At 72.1% G+C, this 23,410-nt stretch carries 24 protein-coding genes; 9 read left to right on the top strand and 15 right to left on the bottom strand.

Annotation, left to right across the window (positions count from 1 at the left end):
- Window positions 1–11: 11 nt before the first annotated feature.
- The 5 genes from AB0J06_RS06335 to AB0J06_RS06315 form a co-directional block, all read right to left on the bottom strand.
- Window positions 12–3,221, bottom strand: coding sequence for a UvrD-helicase domain-containing protein (locus tag AB0J06_RS06335; RefSeq protein ID WP_357425247.1), 3,210 nt, complete (start codon window positions 3,219–3,221; stop codon window positions 12–14).
- 183 nt (window positions 3,222–3,404) lie between these two features.
- The gene (locus AB0J06_RS06330) at window positions 3,405–4,733 is read right to left on the bottom strand and encodes a metallophosphoesterase (RefSeq protein WP_357425245.1); all 1,329 of its coding nucleotides are present in this window, start codon (window positions 4,731–4,733) and stop codon (window positions 3,405–3,407) included.
- 12 nt (window positions 4,734–4,745) lie between these two features.
- On the bottom strand, window positions 4,746–5,030 hold the full coding sequence (locus AB0J06_RS06325; protein ID WP_357425401.1) for a MoaD/ThiS family protein: 285 nt from the start codon (window positions 5,028–5,030) through the stop codon (window positions 4,746–4,748).
- 84 nt (window positions 5,031–5,114) lie between these two features.
- Window positions 5,115–6,173: a GTP 3',8-cyclase MoaA gene (gene moaA / locus AB0J06_RS06320; RefSeq protein WP_357425399.1), complete on the bottom strand. Its 1,059-nt coding sequence runs from the start codon at window positions 6,171–6,173 to the stop codon at window positions 5,115–5,117.
- Window positions 6,174–6,196: 23 nt separating this feature from the next.
- Complete coding sequence (locus AB0J06_RS06315; protein WP_357425243.1) at window positions 6,197–7,087, bottom strand: fructosamine kinase family protein; 891 nt, start codon at window positions 7,085–7,087, stop codon at window positions 6,197–6,199.
- A gap of 67 nt (window positions 7,088–7,154) precedes the next feature.
- Between AB0J06_RS06315 and AB0J06_RS06310 the strand changes: the two genes are divergently transcribed.
- Together AB0J06_RS06310 and AB0J06_RS06305 are read left to right on the top strand one after the other, a co-directional pair.
- Window positions 7,155–7,664 carry a GNAT family N-acetyltransferase gene (locus tag AB0J06_RS06310; RefSeq protein WP_357425241.1) on the top strand — a complete coding sequence of 170 codons (510 nt, stop codon included), beginning with the start codon at window positions 7,155–7,157 and terminating at the stop codon, window positions 7,662–7,664.
- A gap of 101 nt (window positions 7,665–7,765) precedes the next feature.
- Complete coding sequence (locus AB0J06_RS06305) at window positions 7,766–8,830, top strand: DUF4192 domain-containing protein (protein ID WP_357425239.1); 1,065 nt, start codon at window positions 7,766–7,768, stop codon at window positions 8,828–8,830.
- Between the two features lie 4 nt (window positions 8,831–8,834).
- Here the strand turns inward: AB0J06_RS06305 and fdhD are convergent, their stop codons facing one another.
- A complete protein-coding gene (fdhD, locus tag AB0J06_RS06300) occupies window positions 8,835–9,680 on the bottom strand; it encodes a formate dehydrogenase accessory sulfurtransferase FdhD (RefSeq protein WP_357425237.1) in 846 nt (281 codons plus the stop codon).
- 137 nt (window positions 9,681–9,817) lie between these two features.
- Here fdhD and AB0J06_RS06295 point away from each other — a divergent pair, with 137 nt between their 5' ends.
- The 3 genes from AB0J06_RS06295 (at window position 9,818) to AB0J06_RS06285 (ending at window position 11,877) form a co-directional block, all read left to right on the top strand.
- A complete protein-coding gene (locus AB0J06_RS06295; RefSeq protein ID WP_357425235.1) occupies window positions 9,818–10,420 on the top strand; it encodes an NTP transferase domain-containing protein in 603 nt (200 codons plus the stop codon).
- On the top strand, window positions 10,417–10,674 hold the full coding sequence (locus tag AB0J06_RS06290; RefSeq protein ID WP_357425233.1) for a DUF6457 domain-containing protein: 258 nt from the start codon (window positions 10,417–10,419) through the stop codon (window positions 10,672–10,674). The genes AB0J06_RS06295 and AB0J06_RS06290 overlap by 4 nt, the downstream gene beginning before the upstream one ends.
- 63 nt (window positions 10,675–10,737) lie before the next feature.
- Complete coding sequence (locus AB0J06_RS06285) at window positions 10,738–11,877, top strand: hypothetical protein (protein WP_357425231.1); 1,140 nt, start codon at window positions 10,738–10,740, stop codon at window positions 11,875–11,877.
- Between the two features lie 60 nt (window positions 11,878–11,937).
- On the opposite strand, the gene AB0J06_RS06280 is transcribed toward AB0J06_RS06285, so the two are convergent.
- Window positions 11,938–13,854, bottom strand: coding sequence for a beta-propeller domain-containing protein (locus AB0J06_RS06280; RefSeq protein WP_357425229.1), 1,917 nt, complete (start codon window positions 13,852–13,854; stop codon window positions 11,938–11,940).
- Entirely contained in the window at window positions 13,851–14,357 is a 507-nt protein-coding gene (locus tag AB0J06_RS06275; protein ID WP_357425227.1) for an Lrp/AsnC family transcriptional regulator, read from the bottom strand. The genes AB0J06_RS06280 and AB0J06_RS06275 overlap by 4 nt, the downstream gene beginning before the upstream one ends.
- A 62-nt stretch (window positions 14,358–14,419) precedes the next feature.
- Here AB0J06_RS06275 and ddaH point away from each other — a divergent pair, with 62 nt between their 5' ends.
- Window positions 14,420–15,250, top strand: coding sequence for a dimethylargininase (gene ddaH / locus AB0J06_RS06270; RefSeq protein WP_357425225.1), 831 nt, complete (start codon window positions 14,420–14,422; stop codon window positions 15,248–15,250).
- Between the two features lie 72 nt (window positions 15,251–15,322).
- Here the strand turns inward: ddaH and AB0J06_RS06265 are convergent, their stop codons facing one another.
- The gene (locus AB0J06_RS06265) at window positions 15,323–16,507 is read right to left on the bottom strand and encodes an ABC transporter substrate-binding protein (protein WP_357425223.1); all 1,185 of its coding nucleotides are present in this window, start codon (window positions 16,505–16,507) and stop codon (window positions 15,323–15,325) included.
- Between the two features lie 89 nt (window positions 16,508–16,596).
- A complete protein-coding gene (locus AB0J06_RS06260) occupies window positions 16,597–17,373 on the bottom strand; it encodes an alpha/beta fold hydrolase (protein ID WP_357425221.1) in 777 nt (258 codons plus the stop codon).
- Between the two features lie 84 nt (window positions 17,374–17,457).
- Here AB0J06_RS06260 and AB0J06_RS06255 point away from each other — a divergent pair, with 84 nt between their 5' ends.
- A complete protein-coding gene (locus tag AB0J06_RS06255; RefSeq protein ID WP_357425219.1) occupies window positions 17,458–18,054 on the top strand; it encodes a bacterial proteasome activator family protein in 597 nt (198 codons plus the stop codon).
- 18 nt (window positions 18,055–18,072) lie between these two features.
- Here AB0J06_RS06255 and AB0J06_RS06250 read toward each other — a convergent pair whose 3' ends face one another.
- The 5 genes from AB0J06_RS06250 to AB0J06_RS06230 form a co-directional block, all read right to left on the bottom strand.
- Window positions 18,073–18,882, bottom strand: a complete 810-nt coding sequence (locus tag AB0J06_RS06250; RefSeq protein WP_357425217.1) for an HAD family hydrolase — start codon at window positions 18,880–18,882, stop codon at window positions 18,073–18,075.
- Window positions 18,882–19,703: an HAD family hydrolase gene (locus AB0J06_RS06245; protein WP_357425215.1), complete on the bottom strand. Its 822-nt coding sequence runs from the start codon at window positions 19,701–19,703 to the stop codon at window positions 18,882–18,884. The genes AB0J06_RS06250 and AB0J06_RS06245 overlap by 1 nt, the downstream gene beginning before the upstream one ends.
- A gap of 118 nt (window positions 19,704–19,821) precedes the next feature.
- A complete protein-coding gene (serS, locus tag AB0J06_RS06240; RefSeq protein WP_357425213.1) occupies window positions 19,822–21,081 on the bottom strand; it encodes a serine--tRNA ligase in 1,260 nt (419 codons plus the stop codon).
- Between the two features lie 11 nt (window positions 21,082–21,092).
- A complete protein-coding gene (locus AB0J06_RS06235) occupies window positions 21,093–21,875 on the bottom strand; it encodes a hypothetical protein (RefSeq protein ID WP_357425211.1) in 783 nt (260 codons plus the stop codon).
- A 65-nt stretch (window positions 21,876–21,940) separates the two neighbouring features.
- Window positions 21,941–22,426, bottom strand: coding sequence for a hypothetical protein (locus AB0J06_RS06230; protein ID WP_357425209.1), 486 nt, complete (start codon window positions 22,424–22,426; stop codon window positions 21,941–21,943).
- Between the two features lie 73 nt (window positions 22,427–22,499).
- Between AB0J06_RS06230 and AB0J06_RS06225 the strand changes: the two genes are divergently transcribed.
- Together AB0J06_RS06225 and AB0J06_RS06220 are read left to right on the top strand one after the other, a co-directional pair.
- Complete coding sequence (locus AB0J06_RS06225) at window positions 22,500–22,931, top strand: OsmC family protein (RefSeq protein WP_357425207.1); 432 nt, start codon at window positions 22,500–22,502, stop codon at window positions 22,929–22,931.
- 110 nt (window positions 22,932–23,041) lie between these two features.
- Entirely contained in the window at window positions 23,042–23,383 is a 342-nt protein-coding gene (locus tag AB0J06_RS06220; protein ID WP_357425397.1) for a metallopeptidase family protein, read from the top strand.
- The last annotated feature ends 27 nt before the right edge of the window (window positions 23,384–23,410 follow it).

Genomic DNA, 23,410 nt, shown 5'->3' with positions numbered 1-23,410 from the left:
GCGGTCGTCGGTCACAGCAGGCGGAGCTGCCGGTCCTTGGGGCGGCGGGGCTCGGCGTCGCCGAGCCGCTCGAAGAGCCCGGCGTCGATCGCGTCGAGGAAGGGCGTCGGGTTGCACTCGCGCTCGCTGCCGAACCGCAGCCGCCGCCGCACGTGGCTGACGTAGAGCCGGTCCTGCGCGCGGGTGAGCCCGACGAAGAAGAGACGCCGCTCCTCGGCGAGGTCGTCGTCGCTTGCCGTCGTGCCGGGGAACCGCAGCGGTAACAGCCCGTCCTCGCAGCCCACCAGGAACACCACCGGGAACTCCAGGCCCTTGGCGGCGTGCAGGGTCAGCAGCGTGACCGCCTCGGCGCGCGGATCGAGCGCGTCGACCTCGGCTCCGGTCGCGATCTGCGCCAGGAAGAGCGGCAGGTCGTCGCCGCAGCGCAGGGCGAGCGGGGTGAGCATCTCCACCGCGGCCCAGATGTCGGCCGGCCCGGCGACGGCGGTCGCGTCGAGGGTGGGCGTCGCGAAGCGTTCGGCGAGGACCTGGCCGGTGAGGCGTACCCGGGCGGCGAGCGAGCCGCCGAGCCCGTCCGCGTGGCGAAGCTCCCGCGCGATCGTCCCGACGCCGGGCCGGTCCCGGAGTCGGTCGTGCGACCGCTTCTGCACCGGGACGCCGGCCCGGGAGAGCGCGTCCACGATGGGCGCCGCCTGCGCGTCCGTGCGGTAGAGGACGGCGATGTCGGAGAAGGAGACGGTCGAGGAGCGGCCGTCGGCGCGTCCGGTGTCCAGCGACCGGTGCGACAGCCCGCCCACGAGTTCGTCGACGGTACGGACGATGAAGTCCGCCTCGTCGGCGACGGACGCCGCGGGGTAACGGCCGACCAGCGGCGCCTCGGGATCGAGCCGGGCCGGGTCGAGCCGCCGGCCGCGTACCAGCGAGGTCGGTGCGATCGCCTGCACCGCGGCGGCGAGGATCGGCGCCGACGAGCGGTAGTTGCGGGTGAGCCGAACCAGGCGGGCGTCGGTGAAGTCCTCGGAGAAGCGCAGGAAGTAGGAAACGTCGGCGCCGCGGAAGGAGTAGATCGCCTGATCGGGGTCGCCGATCGCGCAGAGGTTGCCGTCGACGGGGCTGAGCAGGCGCAGCAGCTCGTACTGCGTGGCGTCGACGTCCTGGTACTCGTCGACGAAGATCCACCGCCAGCGGTCGCGGTAGCGCTCCACCAGCGCGGCGTCATCGCGCAGCAGCCGTACCGGCAGCGTCACCAGTTCGTCGAGGTCGACCAGGTCCTGCCCGCGCAGCAGCTTCACGTACGCGGCCTCGTCGTCGCCCGCCTCCGCGCGCGCCTGTGCCCGCTCGCTGTCGTCCGCGATCCGGAAGTCGGCGGGGAGTCCGGCCGCCCCGGCGTTCTCCCGCAGCATGGTCAGACCCAGCGAATGGAAGGTGCCGACCGTGACGTCCTCGGCGACCGGCCCGAGCAGCGTGTCGAGCCGGGCACGCAGCTCCTCGGCGGCCCGGCGGGTGAACGTGATCGCCAGGCACTGCTCGGGGTACACGTTGAGCTCGGCGCAGAGGTAGGCGATGCGGTGGGTCAGGGTGCGTGTCTTGCCGGTGCCGGGTCCGGCGACGATGAGCAGCGGGCCACCGGGCGCCGACGCGGCCACCCGCTGCATCGCGTCGAGCCGGTCCAGTAGCCCGGTGCCGACTTCTTCCATGCCGGCGAGCATCGGTTCGAACGGTTCGTGCGGGGAGGGCGGTGGCGCGATCGGCGGTGCCGCGATCTCCGAAGCCGCCTTCGCCCGCCGCGTGGCCGGACTCTTCGCCTTGGCGGTGGCCTTCCGCTTCGCCGCCGCCCGTGCGAGTGGTCGCGGCTCGGGCGCGGGTACGTCGAAGAGCGCGTCCGGCTGGGGCGCGCCTCCGGAGCGGTGCAGCTCGCCGGGGTGGAAGAGTTTGATCACGCCGTACTCCCCGTCGTACCCCGGCGTGCGCCGCACCTCACCGCGGCGCAACCGACCGACCGCCTCCGCGAGCAGCTCCCCGCCGGCCTGGCCGATCTCGTCCAGCGGAGCGGTGGTCAGGATGTCCAGCTCCGAGCCGAGCGCAGCGACCACCGTGTTGACCTGGCCTTCGACGGTCTTCGACCGCGGCCCGACACCGTTGATCTCACCGATGATCTCGGGCAGCGCGACGAGGTGGGTAACCTGCGGCGCGTGCGCCGGGCGCTCCCCCACGGACCGGTCGGCCAGCTCCTCCACCCGGCTGAGCACCCCCACGGTGAGCGGCTTGCCGCACTCCGGGCAGCGCCCCTGCGCCGCGCGGGTCTGCTCGGGCTGCCAGTTGATGCCGCAGAGCCGGTGACCGTCGGCGTGGTACTTCCCCTCTTCTGGGAAGAACTCGATCGTGCCCCGCAGCCCGTCCCCGGTCCGCAGCGCGTCCTTGATCGCGTAGTAGTCGAGCCCGGTGCCGAAGACGGTCGCCTCGCGGGCGAGCGCCGGCGGCGAGTGGGCGTCCGAGTTGGAGACGAGGCGGTAGCGGTCGAGGCTGGAGACCCGCCAGTTCATCGCCGGATCGGAGGAGAGGCCGGTCTCGACGGCGAAGATGTGATCGGCGAGGTCGGCGTAGCAGTCGGCGATCGCGTCGAACCCGGACTTCGAGCCGAGGGCGGAGAACCACGGCGTCCAGATGTGGGCCGGCACCAGATATCCGTCGGGGCTCGCCTCGAGCGTGATCTCGAGCAGATCGCGGGAGTCCAGTCCGAGGATGGGCCGGCCGTCGGAGGCCAGGTTGCCGATCCGGCCCAGCGCCGCGTTGAAGCGGGCGACCGCGTCGAGGTCGGGCAGGTAGATCAGGTGGTGGACCTTGCGGGTCCGGTCGTCGCGCTTGTAGATCGTGGAGATCTCCACGCTGAGCATGTAGCGGACCGGGTTGGCCTCGGCGACGCTGGCCAGCCGGGGCGGCAGCTTGCGGGCGACGTCGCGCTCGGCCTCGGGGCTGAGCCGGTAGAGACCGGGCTCTGCCGGGTGGAGCGTCTCGCGCAGATGATCGAACCAGGCGGGATGGGTGAAGTCACCCGTGCCGAGCAGGCTGACACCCTTGCGCCGGGCCCACCAGGCGAGGTTGGGCAGGGTGAGGTCCCGGCTGCAGGCGCGGGAGTGTTTCGAGTGGATGTGCAGGTCCGCGACGAATGAGCCGGTGCCCAGGGGGGAGCCGCCGGAGGGTGCAGCGCTGAACGGAGGCACGCCGCATCCTGTCATGGGCGCGTACGGGGCGGCGTGTCGCCACGCTCGACCGTGATCTGCGCTATCCCCGTGATGGTCGACCTCCGCCCTTCGCGCGCCGCGATCCTGCAGTCAGGGCCTTGTTAGCCCAGATCGTACCGGTATGGGAGGGATGTAATCGCTGAATCGACGCTGCGGGGGGCGTCACGCGCTGCGCAGCTCCACCAGGCTGACCTGGGGCGGCGCTCCGACCCGGACCGGCGGACCCCAGAATCCGGCGCCGTTGCTCACGTAGACCTGCGTGCCGTCCACGTTCCCCAACCCGGAGACGACGGGCTGCTGCAACCGGACCAGGTAGTTGAAGGGCACGATCTGCCCGCCGTGGGTGTGTCCGGAGAGCTGGAGGTCGACACCGTGCCGCGCCGCCTCGTGCGCCTGGATCGGCTGGTGCGCCAGGAGCACGACCGGTCGGGCCGGATCCCGCCCGCCCAGCGCCTTGTCGAAGTCGGGTCCGGCGCCGGGGCCCATGGTCGCGCCGGTGACGTCGTTGACGCCCGCCAGGTCGAGCACCCCGCCGCGCGCCGTGATCTCCAGCCGCTCGTTCTGCAGCGGTCGCAGGCCGAGCCGTGCCACCTCGTCGATCCACTCCTCGACACCCGAGTAGTACTCGTGGTTGCCGGTCACGAAGAAGCTCCCGTAGCGCGAGCGCAGGTCCCGCAGGGGCGCCGCCGCGCCGCCCAGTTCGGCCACCGTGCCGTCCACCAGATCGCCGACCACCGCCACGATGTCGGCATCCAGCCGGTTGATCATCGCCACGATGCGCGCGGTGTGGGCGCGCCCGGCCAGCGGGCCGAGGTGAATGTCCGAGACGGTCGCGATGCGCAGACCGTCCATGCTCCGGGGCAGCTTCGCGAGCGGCACCCGGACCCGGTCGAGCTGCGGCGGACCGAGCGCGTTGCGCACGCCGTAGCCGGTGATGCCGGCGGCGGTGAGCCCCGCGAAGATCGCGGCGCCGCGGGCCAGCAACAGTCGTCGCTGCGGGTCGTGATCGGGTGTGCCGGATCCTTCCGCGACCGGTCCTTCCGCGACCGGCGCTTCGGCCTCCGCCGAACGGGGCCGCGGTGCGGTGATCGGGGATCCGGTAGCCGGCGTCGCGGCCGGCTCGGCCGCGCCGATCAGCACCGCCTCGGGTCGGGGCGCGTCGCTCGGCGGGACCGTCGTGGCGCGGCGACGCAGCGCGATCCGCGCGGGCAGCAGCGGCAGCTCGAGCACGGCCAGGATCACCAGCAGGTAGAACATGGCGGCCAGCCACAGATAGCCGGGCCACGCCAGCCAGGCGAGCCAGCCCACGCCGGAGCGGGTGGCGATCAGGGTGGCCGGCACGAGCGCGGCGAGTCCGAGCAGCAGCAGCCCGCCGACGCGTCGCGCGCGGCCGGGCCGGGTGGTGTCCCGGACGAGTCGCTTCCAGAGATAGAGGTGGATTAGGCCGGTGACGAGCGCCACGACGCCCGCGAAACCCAGGACCGCCAACAACGCCAGCCTCCCTCAGCCGCCTGCGAATGGCGGTAACACGTCAACCGTCGTACCCGCCGGCAGTGGTGCCCGACGATCATGCCAGGTCACTCCGTCGACGAGGAAACTCGCGACCTTGAGAACCGCCGCCAGCCGCTCGCCGTGCCGGGCCGTCAGCTCGGCGACCAGGCGGTCGTGGTCGAGACCGGGTGGCAGCGGCTCCTCGCCGACGCCCGCCGCGGCCCGTGCCCCGGCGAAGTAGCGGACCGTGACAACGCCACCCCCGTCGATCGTCGCACCGCCGTCGCGCAGGGACATGCTCACCGGCCTTGGTCTCCGATCGTGTGAACAACGCCTTGATCGGGCAGAAAGCTCCCGATCAAAGGGAAAGTCGTCGCCACGTCATCCGCCGATCGCGGACATCGGGCGGGCGGGCTGCAGGAACGACGGGTCGTCGATGCCGTGCCCGGCACGCTTGCCCCACATCGCGACCCGCCACCGCCGCGCCAGTTCCTCGTCGTCGGCTCCCGTGCGGAGCGCGCCCCGCAGGTCGGACTCCTCGGTCGCGAACAGGCAGGCCCGCACCTGTCCGTCCGCGGTGAGCCGGGTGCGGTCGCAGTCGCCGCAGAAGGGGCGGGTGACACTGCCGATCACGCCGACCCGCGCCGGCCCGCCGCCGGCCGCGGTGAAGCCCTCCACCAGCCATGTCTCGGCCGGCGCGCCACCGCGCGCGACAGGGTCGGGCAGCAAGGTGAACCCTGCCCGGAGCGCGGTGAGGATCTCGCTCGCCGTCACCATCACGGAGCGGTCCCAGGCGTGCTGCGCGTCCAGCGGCATCTGCTCGATGAAGCGCAGCTCGTAGCCGTGCGCGAGGGCGAACCGGAGCAGCTCCGGGGCATCGGCCTCGTTGACCCCGCGCATCAGCACAGAGTTGATCTTTGCGGGCGTGAGACCGGCTTCGACCGCGGCCGCCAGCCCGGCCAGCACGTCGGGGAGGCGTCGCCGCCGGGTCAGTTGCTCGAACCGGGCCGGGTCCAGCGTGTCCAGTGAGACGTTGACCCGGTCCAACCCCGCCGAGCGCAGCGGCCCGGCGAGCCGGGCGAGGCCGATGCCGTTGGTGGTGAGCGACAGGGTCGGGCGCGGCGTCAGCGCGGCGGCGGCCGACACGATCGACAGCAGCCCGGGGCGGAGCAGCGGTTCGCCACCGGTGAACCGCACCTCGGTCACGCCGAGCCGTTCCACCGCGATCCGCACGAGCCGCCCGACCTCGTCATCGGTCAACACGTCCGGGCCGGGGAGCCAGGCCAGCCCCTCGGCCGGCATGCAGTACGAGCAGCGCAGGTTGCACCGGTCGGTCAGCGACACCCGCAGGTCGGTCGCGACGCGGCCGTAGCGGTCGGCGAGACCGCCGGCGACCGGTCGCCCTGTCTCCGGCTGCGACCCCCCGGGCTGAACCGCCATCGTCATCGCTCGACCGTAGCGCGTCACGCGCCCAGCGCGGCCCGGGCGGCGCGTCCGACCGCGTCCGCGTAGCCCGCGCCGAACAGCGCGGTGTGCACCAGCAGCAGATGCAACTGGTGGACCGGACGACGGGCCGGCCAGCCGTCATCGAGGGGCCACGCCTCCCGGTAGGCGTCGAGGATCCGGTCCAGATGCGGCGCCCCGCCGAAGAGGGCCAGCTGAGCCAGGTCGGTCTCCCGGTGTCCGCCGTGGGCAGCCGGGTCCACGAGCCACGCCTTCCCGTCCGCACCCCAGAGCAGGTTGCCCGGCCACAGGTCACCGTGGATCCGCGCGGGCGGCTCGGCGCCGCCGTACTCGTCGATCCGGGAGATCAGCTGCTCGATCAGGGTGACCTCGGTCTCCGAGAGCGCGCCGTTGTCGACCGACAGCCGCAGGTAGGGGGCGAGCCGGCGCTGCGCGAACCACTCCGGCCAGGGCTCCCGGCTGGGGGTGTTGTCCTGCGGGAGCGCGCCGATGAAGCCCGGCCACTGCGCGCCGAACGCGGGGGCGCCGGCGCGGTGCAGCGTGGCCAGGTCGCGGCCGAACCGCTCGGCCGCCTCCGGCGTCGGCGGACCCGGATCGACCCACTCGAGCGCGAGCAACGCGGGCAGGGAGACGATCACCTCGGGTACGGCGACCGCGTCGGCCGCGCGCAGCCAGCGCAGCCCGGCGGCTTCCGCGGCGAAGAACCCCTCCGGTACGGGGGTGGCGGCGCGCTCCGGCCACGTCTTCGCGAAGACGGAGTTGCCGTCGTCGAGGGTGAGCCGGGCGGCGGTGCAGATGTCGCCACCGGACACGGGCGTCTCCCGGATCCGCTGGTGCGTCAGGAATGTCGGAAGGTGCTCCGGGTGCGAGCGGAGGTACGCCAGGTCCATGGGCGCAACGTAGCCGTTTCCGAGCAACCGGGTATCGCCAGCCGGCGATGCGGAGTAAGCATGAACCATGACCGATGTGTCGATCCGCTCGTACCGCCCGCACGACCACAGCGCGGGACGTCGACTCTGGGTCGAGCTGGCTGAGCGGCATCGCGAGCTCTACGACGATCCCGGCTTCGGTGGCGCGGATCCCGGCGCCGGCTTCGACGAATACCTGACCCGGCTCGATCTGTACGGGGTGTGGGTGGCCGAGTGCCCGGAGGACGGCGTGGTCGGCCTGGTCGGTCTGATCATGAGCGGGAGCGTCGGCAAAGTGGAGCCGGTGGTGGTGACGGCGCGCCGGCGCGGTCAGGGCATCGGGCGCGCGCTGCTGGGGCACGTCGCGGAGCAGGCGCACCGGCGCGGGCTGGCCCGGCTGACGATCTCGCCGGAGTCACGCAACCTGGACGCGTTGCGCTGCCTGCACGGTGCCGGCTATGACGTCCTCTCCGCCGTCGAACTGACGCTCGATCTGCGTCAGCGGGAGCAGCACCGGCGGGACGGGATGGCGTTGCACGATCTGCAGTTCCGCTCCTGACCAGGCAAAACACTCTCCGTAGCTGTGGATAACCCGCGTGTCGTCCACAGGCGGAGCCGGGTCCCTTCCGATCACGGACCCTGCGCGCCAGGCTCGCCGGCATGACCTCGACCGAGCTGCCGAAGCTGTCCGTCCGTTCCACCGCCGACCTTCTCGCCGCCGTCCCCTACCTGCTGGGCTTCCATCCCACCGACAGCATCGTGGTGGTCGCGCTACGCGGATCGAAGATCACTTTCGCGGCTCGGGGCGACCTCCCCGATCGGCAGGCGTCCAGCGTGACGCCCGGGGCCGCCGCCGCTCACGTCGCCGCCGTCGTCGCCCGCCAGGAGGCCGAGAGCGCGACGGTGATCGGCTACGGCCCGGCGGAGCGGGTCACACCGGCCGTCGACGCCGTCCGCGCCGCGCTGGACCATCGGGGCGTCCGGGTGCTCGACGTCCTCCGGCTCACCGACGGCCGCTACTGGTCCTACACCTGCGGCAACCCCGAGTGCTGCCCGCCCGAGGGCGTCCCCTTCGACGCGACGACCAGCCAGATCGCGGCGGCCGCGACGCTCGCGGGCCAGGTCGCGCTCCCCGACCGGGCGTCCCTCACGCGCCAGGTGGCACCGCTCGGCGGTCTCACGCGGGAGTCGATGCGGCAGGCGACGACGCGGGCCGACGAGCGCCTCGCGGAGTTGCTGGATCAGGCGCCGTCGGCGGATCTGCCCGGCGGGCGGACGCTGCGCGAGGCCGGCGTGGCGGCCGTACGGACCGCGATGGAGCGGCACCGCGAGCGGGGGCGGCTGACGGACGACGAAACGGCCTGGCTGAGCGTTCTCCTGCCGCACGTTCCCGTCCGTGACTTCGCCTGGGAGCGCATCGGCGACGACGACTGGCACGTGGAGTTGTGGACCGATGTCGTACGCCGGGCCGAACCTGATCTGGTGGCGGCGCCGGCCAGCCTGCTCGCCTTCGCCGCCTGGCGTTCGGGGCGCGGCGCGTTGGCCCGGGTGGCGTTGGAGCGGGCGCTGCGCTGCGACCCCGGGTATTCGATGGCGTTGCTGATGGCCGAGGTGCTGCAGCGGGGCGTCGCGCCGGCGGGTCTCGACTGGCCGGCGCCGGGTCGGTCGGGTGCGGGCCGCCGGCGGGGGCCGCGCGGACGTCGCGGGAGGCGGGCCCGGGCGTGACGCGTCAGGTTGTCACCCGGTGCCCACCCGTGTAGACGTTCATCGTGGGCGGGCGCAGAAACCCGATCAGCGTCATGCCGGCCTCGGCGGCCAGGTCGGCGGCGAGGGTGCTCGGCGCCGAGACCGCCGCGAGCAGCGGCAATCCGGCCATCCACGCCTTCTGGGTGAGCTCGAAACTGGCCCGGCCGGAGACGAGCAGCAGGTGTCCGCGCAGCGGAAGGCGGCGCTCGCGCACCGCCCAGCCGATCACCTTGTCGACCGCGTTGTGCCGGCCCACGTCCTCACGGAGCACCACGAGCTCACCGGCCGGCGTGAAGAGGCCCGCCGCGTGCAGCCCGCCGGTGCGGTCGAACGCCCGCTGGGCGGCGCGCAGCCGGTCGGGAAGCGCGGTGAGCGTCGTCGCCGGCACGGTGAGGGGGTCATCGGACACGTCGAACCGCGAGCGGGTGCGGATGGCGTCGATGCTGGCCTTGCCGCAGACCCCGCAGGAGCTGGTCGTGTAGAAGTTGCGGGCCGGGTCGGTCTCCGGGGGTGGGACGTGGTCGGCGAGCACCACGTCGACCACGTTGTACGTGTTCGGCGTGTCGGTGCCGGCGCAGAGCTGCGCGGTCAGCACGTCGTCCGCGGCCGCGATCAGACCTTCCGTGAGCAGGAACCCGATGGCCAGGTCGAGATCGTCGCCGGGGGTGCGCATGGTGACGGCGAGCGGTGGGCGGCGGCCCGGCCCGGCGCGCCCGACCCTGATCTCCAGTGGTTCCTCCGCGGCGAGCGTGTCCGGCCGCTTCACCGGTTGCCCGTCCGCGGCCGTGTCGATCCGCAGCACCGTACGCCGATCCGTAGCCCGTCCCATGCCGTCATTCTCCGCCGCGGCCCCGGTCGGGCGCGCCGGCGGGCCGAGGTGCGGCCGCAGTCCCGCGTGCCGTGCCTCTCCCCCGCTCTCCGCGACCACCGGTGGGAGCCGTGCCGGCGCGGAGCTACGGTGAGGCGATGGCGTCCTTTGCTGTCGTGGTTCTGGCTGGTGGTGCCGCGCGCCGGATGAACGGCGTCGACAAACCGGCGCTGCCGGTGGCGGGTACGTCGATGCTGCGCCGGGTGCTCGCCGCCGTGCCCGCGGCCGATCTGTGTGTCGTGGTCGGGCCGGCGGCCATCCCCCCGTCCGCGACGGTGCGCACCACCCGCGAGGATCCCCCGGGTGGTGGCCCGGTCGCGGCGACCGGCGCGGGACTCGCGCTGCTCGATCCGACCCCGGAGCTCGTCGCGTTGCTCGCGGCGGACCTGCCGCTGCTGACCGCCGAGGCGGTCCTGCGGCTGCGTGACGCGGTTCTCGCGTCCACATGCGACGGTGCGGTCTACGTCGATGAGGAGGGTCGGCGGCAGTTGCTCTGCGGGATGTGGCGCATCGCGCCACTCCGGGCCGCCCTCACCGCGCTCGCCGCCGCTCGGCCCGACGGGTTGCGCGGGGCGTCGATGCGGGCGCTGTTCGACGGGCTGGTCGTGACCGAGGTGTCGTGGCGGCGGCCGGGCGCGCCGCCCTGGTTCGACTGCGACACTGACGCCGACATGCGACGTGCGGAGGAGTGGGCTGGATGAACGTGCTGGATGAGTGGACCCTGACGGCCTGCCGTGAGCTGGGCTTGGATGCCACGGAGGCGGCGACGGGCGTCGTGCTGGACCTGGCCCGCGAGGTGGCACACAACGTGGTCCGTCCGGGCGCGCCGGTCACCGCGTACCTGCTCGGCGTCGCCGTGGGGCGGGGTGCGGATCCGGCTGAGGCGGCAGCCCGGCTCACGGCACTGGCCGGCGCCTGGCCCGCCCCGGCGACCTCCCGCCCGGCCACGGATTAGCCGCTGTATCCCCGGTTTTGCCAGGAACAATCCGGATTCGGCCACCCCAGCGGGGAGGGTGAGGTGGTCGATAGGGTGTGGCTGACGCGTGGGGAGGCGATCATCATGGCGCAGCACGTGCCCGGCACACCGGAAGAGCCGGGCGACAGAGCGTCGGGCGGCTACCTCGACTCGATCCTGCTGGACGAACCCACCACCGCGGATCTGCGGGCCAAGGTGAGCGATGCGTGGCAGGAGTTCGCGCGCGCGCTCGGCGCCTGTGTGCGGCAGGTGCCGGCCGGAGGGCGGGTCGACCTCACGCTCGACCCCACCGCCTCCGGCACGGACGACGCCGTCTACTCGGTCAGCGTGCAGATCGGCGACGAGGGGCACATCAACGCGTTCGCGGTCGGCAACGCCGCGCTGCCGCCGGGATTCCGGATGGATCGGTCCGCGGTCGCGGACCTCGTCGCCCTCGGCTGGTCGCCCCCGGGCGTGCTGGAAGGGTCCGGCGATCGCTTCGGGATCCGGACGACGGTCGCCGAGTCGACCCGGCTCGCCGTCACGATCGCCCGAACGCTCCGCGACGTTTACGGGGCCCCGCACCCCGCCTTCCTCGTCTACCTCGCGCACGACGCCGCCGACGAGCCGATCGCGGTCGAGCCGATCGGCACCGCCCGCCCCGAGCCCGTGCGCGACGAGGATCTCGACCTCGACGAGGCGCTGGCCGCCGCCCGCGCGAGCCAGCGCGGCGACGAGACGATGGCGCTGGACGAGCGGGTCCGCACGGTCGTCGCCACGATGATGAAGAGCAACCCCGACCAGTTGCAGGTCGACTCCGACGGGGACGTCGGCATCCGCGCCGGTTCGGCGATGGTCTTCGTCCGGGTACGGGACAACCCGCCCCTGGTCGACGTCTTCTCCCCCGTGCTCACCGAGGTCGAGCCGACCGAGCAGCTCTACGTCCGGCTCTCCGAGCTGACCAACCGGATGCCCATCGGTCGTCTCTACTGCACCAACGACACCGTGTGGGCGTCGATCCCCGTCTTCGGGCGCAACTTCCAGGCCACCCACCTCATGCTCGCCGTCCAGGTGATGACGGGGCTCGCCGATGAGCTGGACGACCGGCTGCACGGCGAGTTCGGTGGCAAGCGGTTCTTCGGCGAGGGAGACAAGCCGACCCACCGCGATCCGGGGGAGCACCGCACGGGGATGTATCTCTAACCGGGGCGGGTGGGGGCCCGGCACGCCGAAACCGGGCCCCCACCACCGGGGGGAGGAAAGTCAGGTCAGCGGCACCCAGCCGAGCCGGTCCATCGTGGACAGATCTGTGATCATGAAGCCTGCGTCGGAGAGGGTCCAGAGAGCGCCGGCGACGATCAGCGACCGGCGGATCGACGCGGACCCCGGTGTCGACGCGGCATGGGTGAGTACGCCGAGTTCGGCGAGGCCGCTGTCGCTGACCCGGAGGACCAGTGCGCCGCCGGAGCCGTTCGTCTGCTGGAGCGGCACGACCAGCAGCCGTTCCCCGGGCCAGTAGAGGAACGCGTGCGGGTCGTACTCGGCCTCGGACGTGCTCTGCCGTACGTGGTGCTGCGCGAGCCGGCCCGGCTTGGCCGGATCGCTGACGTCGAAGAGGGAGACCTGGGTGCCCGCGGTCCGTCCCTGAGTGGTCGCTTCCTGTCCGACGCCGATGAGCCGTCCACTGTCGACCGGATGCAGGTACGCCGAGTACCCGGTGATCTTCAGTTCGCCGGCGACCCTGGGCGCGGCGGGGTCTCGAAGGTCCACTGTGTAGAGCGGATCGGTCTGTCGGAAGGTGACCACATATCCCTTGTCGTCCGTGAAGCGCACGGAATAGATGCGTTCTCCCCTGCCGAGCCCGCCGACCCGCCCGGTTTCCCGCAGAGTCTTGCCGTCGGCGCGCAGCACGTACACGGTCGAACTTTGCTTGGTGGGGTCCCCGGCCGGGCCCTCCGTCGTCGCGACCCGGAGGTGGCCGTCCCACTCGGAGAGCGCGTACTGGTTGACCACCCAGCCCGGCACCTTCGCGGAGGTGACGTAGCGCGGGCGACCCGGCTTCGTGGTGTCGAACTGGTAGATCTCCGTGATCTGGCCCCGGGCGGATGCCCGGTCCCACCCGGGCGTGCTCCGCCACCGCTGGTCGTTGACCAGGTAGAGGCTTCCGCCGTTGCTGTAGACCGTGTCGCCGTCGCCGACGATGGTCAGGGGATCGCCGTCGGAGAGTTCGGAGCGGCCCAGGTCGAAGCTGAGCACCGTCGCCATGGACGTGCCGGAGTATGTGGCCGGATGGCTCACCCGGTCGCAGCCGACCTGTCCGTCGCGGGTGCGGCCGGCAGAGGTGATCTCGTAGCGGGGGAGCCACTGCTCGATCGGGGCGGCGTCGATCGCCTTGCGGTTCTCGGCGAGACGTTCGCCGTCGGTGCCCTGTCGGGTCTGGGGGAAGATCAGCCGCGGCGTGCTGCGCACCACGACCCGCGCCGTGCCCGCCACCTGTCGCGCATCGACAATGGTCCCGTCGATCCGGTACTGCTCCAGCAGCGTCGGTGTGTTGGTCAGATCGACCAGCAGCATCAGCGGCCGTGCCGCGCCCGGCCGCACGCGATCATCCGCCACGATGCCCGCCGGCCGTCCGCCCCACGAGCCCCCCGGGACGAGCACCAGCGCCCGATCACCGTGCAGCAACAACGTGCTCTCGGCCCACCGAACCTGCTCGTCGTCCCCGCCGCCCGGTAGCTTCAACTCGCCGGTGATCCGCCGGTTCCGCGGGTCGACGCTGCGCAGCACGCCCGCCGTGACGGTCACGATGCGGCGGCCGTCCGTCTTGACCATGTCGGGTTCATCGACGCCGACCTCGTGGTTGTTCGTGCCTGAATGCCCGGACTGCTGCGGCATCCCGGTGCGTGCCCCGCCCGCCTCGGCCGCCACCGGGCCACCGTCGGAGTCCCCGCGGAAGCCCCACTCCGGAGCGGAACCCGGCAGGCCCCACGGCCCCACGCTCTGCCTGGCCGCCGCCTTCAGCCCCGACAGCGTGTCGGCGCACGAGTCGAAGGCGACGAGTTGGAGTCCACCCGGGGGCAGCTCCGGATCGGACTGCGGGACGGGTGCCGTGCATCCGCACAGCAGGGCGAGTGCCGTCGCGACACTCAGGGAGCGGCGGTGGGCGCGGCGCGTTCTCATGGCGGGTTGGACGCGCGGGTCGCCGTCGGCGTTCCCGTCCACTCCGCTCCGCTGGGAGCGATCGCCGTGGGCGCGTCGACCAGCCGGGACAGCACGATCATGCTGCGGGTCGAGGTGACGAAGGGCTCGGCCCGGAGTCGCTCGAGCGCCTGCTCCAGGTGGGCGATGTCGGCCGCGCGCAGGTGGACCAGCGCGTCCGCCTCACCCGAGACGGTGTACGCCCCGACGACCTCGGGGTGGCGCCGGGTGGCGACGGCGATCTGGGTCGGGGTGGTGCGGCCGGTGCAGAAGAGCTCGATGAAGGCTTCGGTGGTCCAGCCGACGGCGGCCGGGTCGACGACGGCCGTGAATCCCCGGATCACCCCGGCGGAGCGCAACCGATCGACGCGCCGCTTCACCGCTGGCGCCGAGAGTGAAACGCGGGCTCCGATCTCCGCGTAGGAGGCGCGGGCGTCAGCGACGAGGGACGCAATGATCCGCTGGTCTACGGCATCTATCTGCAACGTTCCGCCTCTCGCAAGCAATAGTTGCGGCTGTTATCGAACGTGCAGCGTACCTACTCTTTATGTCCGTGACCCAGCAGCGGACCCCGCAAATCCGGACATATCTCATGTGCCCGCCCGAGCGTTTCACGGTGGACTACGTGATCAACCCGTGGATGGACACCTCCACCCCGGTCGACACCGAACTCGCGGTCAAGCAGTGGGACCGGCTCCGGGAAACCCTGGTTGAGCTCGGCCACACCGTGCACGTGCTGGAGCCGGAAGCCGGGCTGCCGGACATGGTGTTCGCGGCCAACGGCGGGTTCGTCGTGGACGGGACCGTCTACGGCGCGTGGTTCAAGTACCCGCAGCGCGCTGGCGAGGCCGTCGCGCACCGGCTGTTCTACGAGGCCCAGGGCTGGCCGTACGTGGCGCCGAGCGAGATCAACGAGGGTGAGGGCGACTTCGCCTACCTGCCGGCCGCGTACGGCGGCACGATCCTCGCCGGGTACGGGTTCCGCACCGAACCGGCCGCGCACGCGCAGGCCCAGGACGTCCTCGGTCGGCCGGTCCTGTCGCTCCGCCTGGTCGACCCGCGCTTCTACCACCTGGACACCGCGCTCGCGGCGCTCGACGACAGCACCGTGACGTACTTCCCGGGCGCCTTCTCGCCGGCGTCGCAACGCGTGCTCCGGCAGCTCTTCCCGGACGCGGTCATCGCCGACGAGGCGGACGCCCTGGCGTTCGGACTCAACCTGGTCAGCGATGGCCGGCACGTGGTCATCAACAGTGAGGCCACCGGCATGGCGGCGAAGGTCGAGGCGGCCGGGTACGTGCCGGTGCTGGTCGAGCTGTCGGAGCTGAAGAAGGGCGGCGGCAGCGTCAAGTGCTGCGTCGCCGAGCTGCGTCCCTAGCGGCGGACTTGCCGACGGAAACGGCCCCGCCAACCGCGTGGAGCGGCGGGCGGGGCCGTTTGGCGGGCCGGTTCAGCCGAGTGTGGCCAGCTCGTTGATGAGCACGTTGCCGAAGACCGGTCCGTCGCGACGGACCTCCCGCAGGTACCACTTCTGCTGCGGGGTGCGCGACTGGTTGAACTGCCACGGGCCCCGCGGGCTGTCCACCTGACCCACCTTGCCGAGCGCCAGGTTGAGCTGTTGCGACGTCGGCCTGCTGCCGGCGTTGCGGATCGCCTTGTCCAGCACCTGCGCCGCGTCGTAGGACGCCATCGCGTACGTGCTGGGGGACGATCCGTGCTTCTTCCGGTAGCCCGCCGCGAAGCGCGTGTTGGCGGCGTTGTTGAGGTCGGACGAGTAGTTGAGCGCGGTGAGGATCCCCTCGCCCTGGCCGTCGAGCTCCTCCAGCACCGCGCCCTCGGTGAGGAAGCCGGGCGCGTAGATCCGTCCGCGGTAACCCGCGGCGCGCAGCTGCTTGATGAACTCGACCGCCGCGGCCCCGGCGAAGAAGCAGTAGACCGCTTGCGGCCGACCGGCGAGCAACTGGCCGATCTTCGCCTGGTAGCTGCGCTTGCCGGGATTGGTGGTGAAGTCGGTCCAGATGACCGGCGCGGAGATGCGGGGGTCGTTGCCGAAGGACTCGCGGAAACCCTGGACGGCGTCCCGCCCGGCCGCGTAGTCCGCCGCGATGATCCCCACCTTGGCGCCGCGGGGAAGCTGGCGCTGCACGTACGGGCCGAGGGCGAGTCCCGGTTCGTCGTTGATGTAGGAGGTGCGCCAGATGTAGACGACGCCCTGCAGGGCGCGGGGGGACGCGTTGGAGCCGATCAGCGGGATCCGCGCCTGCTCCACGGTTTCCCGGATGCCGAGCATGACCTCGGAGTTGGCCACCCCGGTCAGCGCGAGGACGCCCTGCTTGATCAGGCCCTCCACCGCGGCCTTCCCGGACGACGCGGTCTCACCTTCGTCGGCGGTCACGAGCTCCACCGGTCGGCCGCCGAGCTGCTTGTTGTTGAAGTCCAGGAAGAGCTGGAAACCGTTGACGAGCTCATCGCCGATCGGCTTGTAGCCGCCGGTCTGCGGGGCGATCAGACCGATCTTCACAGGCTCGCCGCTGCCCTGGCCGTCGCCGGTGTCGGTGCTGCACGCGGCGGCGAGCCCGGTCGCGCCGAGCGCGGCCAAGAGCTTGAGTGCCTGCCGACGGTCGATCTGCGACACGGGCTGTCCTTCCACGCGGTCATCGGGCCGATCGCGACCCCCTCGGCGTTCTACCCGCTTCGCGACGTTGCGTCAATGCCGCGTGATCTTCAGTGCAGGGAATGTAATGCCTCCGTCACCCGCGGCCACGCGGACGACAGTGGGTCGATTAGCCCGAAATGCTCACTTTCGGGCAGCGCGATGAGCGTGACGTCGCCCCCGTCCGCCCGCGCTCGGGCCGCGTATCGCCGACTCATCTCGGCCGGCACCTGGCGGTCCAGCTCACCGTGGATGACTACGGTGGGTGATTGAGGCGGTACGCGGAGAGTGGGGTCCGCGGCCACGTACCGCTCGGGGACCTCCTCGGGACCGCCGCCGAGCAGGGCCGCGACCGCCCCGCCATCAAGATCAAGCTCGTATCCCTCCGCGAGATCGGCCACCGGCGCCAGCGCGACCACCCCGCGCACGGCCGCGCCCGTCGTCGCGTACCAGATCGCCAGGTGCCCGCCGGCGGAGTGCCCGAGCAGGATGGGCGGCCCCGCGACCACGGTGGAGACCAGTCGCGGCAGCGCGGCGATCCCATTCGCCACGTCCTCGAAGGTCCCCGGCCAGCCGCCGCCGGGTTGCCCGGTGCGCCGGTATTCCAACTGGGCGACCGGGTAGCCGCGGGCGGCCAGATCGGCGGCGAGCGGCCCGGTGTGCGTCCGGTCGTACTCCGCCCGCCAGAACCCGCCGTGGATCACGACGACGAGCGGACGGGGTGGCGCGTCGTGGTCGCCCGCCGGCAGCCGTACGTCGGCGACCTGGTCGGGGTGCTCGCCGTAGCGGACGGTCGCGTCCGGAGCCGGTGCGGGCCGGGTCAGGACGGCGCGGGGATCGGCGGCCATGGCGGCGACGCTATCGCGCGGGCGGAGCGCCCGATCGGGGGACCGGCGAGCGCCCGATCCGGTGGCTGCGAGAAGATGGATCGCATGACGGAAGCGGCGCGCAACCCCGAACAGAACGAGGAGCCGACGCACCCGACCACCGGCCGACCCGGCACGGTCGTCGTGGTGGGCCCGGACGGCCGTCCGGTCGGCACGGTCGAGGCCGGCAACGAGGGAGATCCGGACGCCGAGGACCCGTCGCGCCTGATCGAGCAGCCGGCGAAGGTGATGCGCATCGGCAGCATGATCAAGCAGCTGCTGGAGGAGGTCCGGGCCGCTCCGCTCGACGAGGCCAGCCGGCACCGGCTGCGGGAGATCCACCAGCGGTCGATCGCGGAGCTGGAGGATGGGCTCGCGCCCGAGCTGCGCGAGGAGCTGGCGCGGATCTCGCTGCCGTTCGAGGAGGGCGCCACGCCGAGCGACTCCGAGCTGCGAGTGGCTCAGGCCCAGCTGGTCGGCTGGCTCGAGGGACTCTTCCACGGCATCCAGGCGGCGCTCGTCGCTCAGCAGATGGCGGCGCGGCTTCAGCTGGAGCAGATGCGCACGGGTGGACGCCCGGCGTTGCCCGTGGGACCCGGCATGATCCCCGGGATGCCCGGTCAGCCCGGCGAGGGCGGAAACCGCACCGGCCAGTACCTGTAGGGACCCAGCCACGGGGCCTCACCCCAACGCGAAGAGTTCTTCCAGGTACGCGGCGACCCCGTCCGTCTCATTCGACGAGGTCACCGCGTCGGCGATCTCCCGCACCGCGGGATGCGCGTTCGCCACCGCCACGGCCCGACCCGCCCAGGTCAGCATCGGTACGTCGTTGGGCATGTCACCGAAGGCGACCACGTCGGCGGCGGTCACGCCGAACCGGGAGCAGAGCCAGGCGAGACCGGCCGCCTTCGTCACGCCCGCGGCCGAGATCTCCACCAGGCCCGAGTACGACGAGTGCGTCGCCTCGGCCAGCCCGGCGAGCGCCCCGGTCACCGTCCTCACGAAGACGTCGGGATCCTGCGTACTGCGCGCCAGCAGCTTGACCGCCGGCGCCGACAGCAGCTCCTCGGGGGCGGTGACCAGCCGCGCGGTGGGGTGGTCGCTGTTCCAGTGCGTCGGCCAGTCCTCGCCGTGGCGCATCAGCCGGCCGTCCTCGACCTCGACGGCGAAGACCACGCCCGGCACTTCCGCGCGCAGCCGGCGGGCGACCTCGGCCATCAGTTCGGGGGCGAGCGGGTCGGCGCGCAGCACCTCGTCGGCGACCGGGTCGTAGACGACCGCGCCGTTGGCGCAGACCGCCGGCACCGGCTCGTGCAGCTGCTCGTACACCATGGCGAGCCAGCGCACCGGACGACCGGTCACCAGCACCACCTGCGCGCCCTGCGCGGACACCCGCTCCAGAGCGGCCGCGGTCCGTGCGCTCACCGATTTGTCCCGCCGCAGCAGTGTCCCGTCGAGATCGGTGGCGACCAGTCGCGGTGGATGTCCCATCATCGCGACAGTAGCCGATCCAGATACACCGCCACCCCGTCGTCGTCGTTGCGCAGCGTGACCTCGTCGGCGGCCGCCCGCACGGTGGCGTGCGCGTTGGCGACGGCCACCCGGCTCCAGCCGGCCCATTCGAACATGGGCAGATCGTTGGGCATGTCCCCGAAGACGAGTACATCGGCCGGATCGACGCCGAGCGCCTGGGCGACGACGGCGAGGCCGGTGGCCTTGTCGACGCCGGGCGGAGAGATCTCGATGAAGCCGAGCCCGGCCTGGGTCACTGTCGCCAGCGCCGCGGGCATGATCTGGCGGGCCCTCTCCAGCAGCACGTCCACGTGATGGTCGGCCGTGCGCGCAAACGCCTTGATCACGTCTCCGGTCAGGCATTCCGCCCGTGTGCGCGCCTCGAAGCGGTCCGGGTAGCGCCACTCCGGGTCGGGATCTCCCCACAGCGGCGAGTTCGGCGTGTCCAGCGCCTCGACCATGACCGTCAGTGGTCCGACCGCCTCCTCCAGGTCGGTCAGGAGCACGGCGAGAACCTCGCCCGACAGCCGCTCGTCGCGCAGCACCACCGGTCCGGTCGGGTCGCTCTGGTCGACCACGCGCCCGCCACCGGCCATCACCAGGAAGTCGGCGGCCCGGATGTCGTTGCGGGTGAGCTCGGTCAGCCGAGGCCCGCGTCCGGTGGCGCCCACGATGGGAATGCCGGCCGTCCGGACCCGGTCGAGCACGGCGTGGGTGTACGCCGAAACCGTGTCGTCGGTGCGGACCAGCGTGCCGTCGAGGTCGGTCGCGACCAGCTTCGGAAGACCGGAGTGGGGCATCGTTCCTCCTTGACCTCCGGGACGGCGGGGGGGAGCAAACGTACCTCGCGCAGGGCAACCGGACCATTACTTCCCGGCGAAGTGGCGGGCAACGGGCCGGGTACGCCGGCCTGCGACCTCAACGTTGCGGTTCGAGCACGTCCCGGCCGCCGAGGTACGGCTGCAGCGCCTTGGGCACCCGCACCGAGCCGTCCGGCTGCTGGTGGTTCTCCAGGATCGGCACCAGCCACCGGGTCGTCGCGAGCGTCCCGTTGAGCGTGGCGGCCGTCTGCGGTTTGCCGTTCTCGTCGCGGTAGCGGACGTTGAGCCGCCGGGCCTGGAACGTCGTGCAGTTGGAGCTGGAGGTGACCTCGCGGTAACGACCCTGCGACGGCACCCACGCCTCGCAGTCGTACTTGCGGGCCGCGCTGGTGCCCAGATCGCCCGCCGCGACGTCGATGACACGGTAGGGGACCTCGACCTTGGCGAGCATCTCCTCTTCCCACGCGAGCAGCCGCAGGTGCTCGGCGTGCGCGTCTTCCGGGCGGCAGTAGGAGAACATCTCGACCTTGTCGAACTGGTGCACCCGGATGATGCCGCGGGTGTCCTTGCCGTACGACCCGGCCTCTCGCCGGAAGCACGAGGACCAGCCGGCGTACCGCAGTGTGCCGTCCAGCTGCAGGATCTCGTCGGAGTGGTACGCCGCGAGCGGCACCTCGGAGGTGCCGACCAGGAACAGGTCGTCGGCTTCGAGCCGGTAGACCTCGCTCGCGTGCGCGCCGAGGAAACCGGTGCCCTCCATCGACTCCGGCTTGACCAGCGCGGGCGTGATGGCCGGGATGAACCCGTACTCCACCGCCTGGGCGATGGCCAGCTGGAAGAGACCGAGCTGCAGCAGGGCGCCCACCCCGGTCAGGAAATAGAAGCGGCTGCCCGACACCTTCGCGCCGCGCTCCATGTCGATCGCCCGCAGCGCCTCGCCCAGCTCGAGGTGGTCCCGCGGGTTGTCGATCGTCGGCTTCTCGCCGACCTCGCGCAACACCACGTAGTCGTCCTCGCCGCCGTGCGGCGCGCCCTCTTCGACGAGGTTGGGGATCGCCATGTGCGCCCGGCGAAGTCGCTGCTCGGCCTCGCCCGCGGCGCTCTCCGCCGCCTTCACCTCGGCGGACAACTCCCTAGTACGGCTCAGCAGCGCGGTTTTCTCGTCGCCCGTGGCCCTGGGCATCTGCTTGCCGAGCTGCTTCTGCTCCGCGCGCAGCGCCTCGAACCGCTGCACCGCGGCACGCCGGTCCTCGTCGGCCCGGAGCAGGTCGTCGACGACCGCCTCGGACTCGCCGCGAGCTCGCTGGCTCGCACGGACGGCATCGGGATCTTCACGGAGCAGGCGCAGGTCAATCACGGGGTCTGAGCCTACCGGGGGCCGCTGCGAGATTCGCGTCGATATCGCTCCGTCTCGCCCGGGGGTGTCGGCCACGGCTGTTCCCACGCGTTTTCCCGCGGCTGCGCATCGGTCACCGGCGGTGCGGCGTCCGGTCCCGCGAACGCCTGCGCCGGCATCACGATCAGGTCCGCCGGCCCGTCCGCCGGCTCCGGCCCCACGGTCGCGCCCGATCCCGGCGTTGTCCCGGCGGCGTCCGGCTCGACGCTCCGGGCGAGCAGCAGCGCGGCCCCGAGGGCCGCGACTCCGACGAACGCCGTGACGAGCCCGCGCCCGTAGTCGACGACGAGGGTCTCGCCGCCGGAGAAGAAGTAGCGGTTCATGATTCGGCCGAGCGAGGCGGCGAGCGCCCCGAGGATCACCAGCAGAGCGGCGGCGAGAGTCAGCCCGCCGACGCGGACATTGCGCCGGATCGCCGGGGTGCCGAAGAGCACGAGCGTGACGCAGCCGGCGAGCGCGAGGACCCCGACCAGGTACGCCGTGCCGAACGAGCCGATGTCGTTGACGGTGTGCGGCACGTCCAGCGGGCCGCGGCCGTCCGGTGAAGCCCCGGGGAGCGTGGTGACGGCCCACTCCGTGACCAGTGAGGCGAAGATCGCGACGGTCCCGAGGGCGGCGACGGTCGGCCCGAGGCGACGGCCCCGTCGCACCGTGGTCGTGAATCGGGAGATCCGTCCGGGAGCCCGTGGCTCGTCGCCCCACGCCACGATTGGCGGCCCGTCCGCCGGCTTGTCGACCGAGTGCTGCTGGGACATGGATACGCCTTCCCGTGCGCCGCCTCCGCGCATCATGACACGGCGGGAGGACGTCGGGGGCGGGGTCAGGACGCAGGCGGTCGGTGCTGGGCCGTACGGACCGACAGCAATGCGGCGCCGAGTGCGAGCAGGGGCGGCGCGGCGACGCCGTACGTGCTTCCGGCGGACCGGACGGCCGCTACCTGAATGGTCGTGAGACCGAACGCGTCGGCGGAGGTGGCCGCGATCTGCGCACCGATCGCCGATGCGACCAGCATGGCGAGGACGCCGACCGCGATGCCGGCCACGGCCGAGACGCGTGCGGCGCGTCCGCTGCCCGCCGCGGCCCCGGCCACACAACCGAGCAGCACGAACAGGGCGATGACGTACCACCAGCCGTGGTCGAGTTGGAAAACGGCGACGCCCGCCGCGCGCTCCACCCCGCTGTCGCCCGTCGTGGCGTCGACCCGGATCCGGTAGTTCACCCACGGCACGGCGAGCCCGACCAGTGCCAGCACGAATCCGGCCACGGTGAGCAGGGCGCCGAGGGCGACCGCCGCTTTCCGACCCATCGGACAACCTCCGTCAGTCGAGCAATTCGCCGCATCGTCGCATCAGCGTCTGGATTCGGCTAGCGTCGTGTTCATGCCTCTTCGCACCGCATCGGCCCAATGGCAGGGCAATCTCAGCGATGGTTCCGGGACTGTGCGCACGGGAAAGGGTGGCGTGCAGGGAAACTACTCGTTCCGGTCCCGATTCGAGGAAGGTGAGGGCACCAATCCGGAGGAGTTGGTGGCAGCGGCACACGCCGGCTGCTTCTCGATGGCCCTTTCCAAGGCGCTCGCGGACGCCGGGTTCAACCCGGTCGCCGTCAACACGACGGCCTCGGTGCACCTCGACAAGACCGACGCCGGCATGACCGTCACCCGGATCGACCTGGATACCGTGGGCGACGTGCCCGGCCTCGACTCGGCGCAGTTCCAGAAGCTCGCCGAGACGGCCAAGACCAACTGCCCGATCTCCCGGCTGCTCTCGCCGGGCGCCGAGATCACGCTCACCGCCGGACTCTCCGTGTAACGAATACCGCCGTGATCAGGGAGTTGACGCTGCGGTGTCGGCGTCGCTCCCGATCGCGGCGGATCTCCGTCCCGTGCGGCGTGCGGCACAATGGGCACGTGCCCGTCGAGATGAGCCGTGAGCGTTTCGAGGAACTGGTCGGCGAGGCGCTCGACGAGGTGCCCGGGGAGTTGCTCGGTCTGATGAGCAACGTGGTCATTCTGGTCGAGGACGAGTCGCCGCCCGACGACCCCGAGCTGCTCGGTCTCTATGAGGGTCACGCGCTGACCGCGCGTGGCTGGGACTACGCGGGCGTGCTGCCGGACCGGATCACGATCTACCGCCATCCCATTCTGCGCATCTGTGACAGTGATGAGGATGTGGTGGACGAGGTCGCCGTCACGGTCGTGCACGAGATCGCCCACCACTTCGGCATCGACGACGAGCGCCTGCATTCCCTGGGCTGGGGCTGAGCGTGTCGCGCTCCCGCGTTTGCGCCG

This window comes from Micromonospora sp. NPDC049679 (assembly GCF_040659735.1).
In the GTDB taxonomy this organism is placed as follows: Bacteria; Actinomycetota; Actinomycetes; order Mycobacteriales; family Micromonosporaceae; genus Micromonospora_I.
Note: the sequence above shows the minus strand (reverse complement) of the source record. Positions and strands in the feature narration are given on the sequence as shown.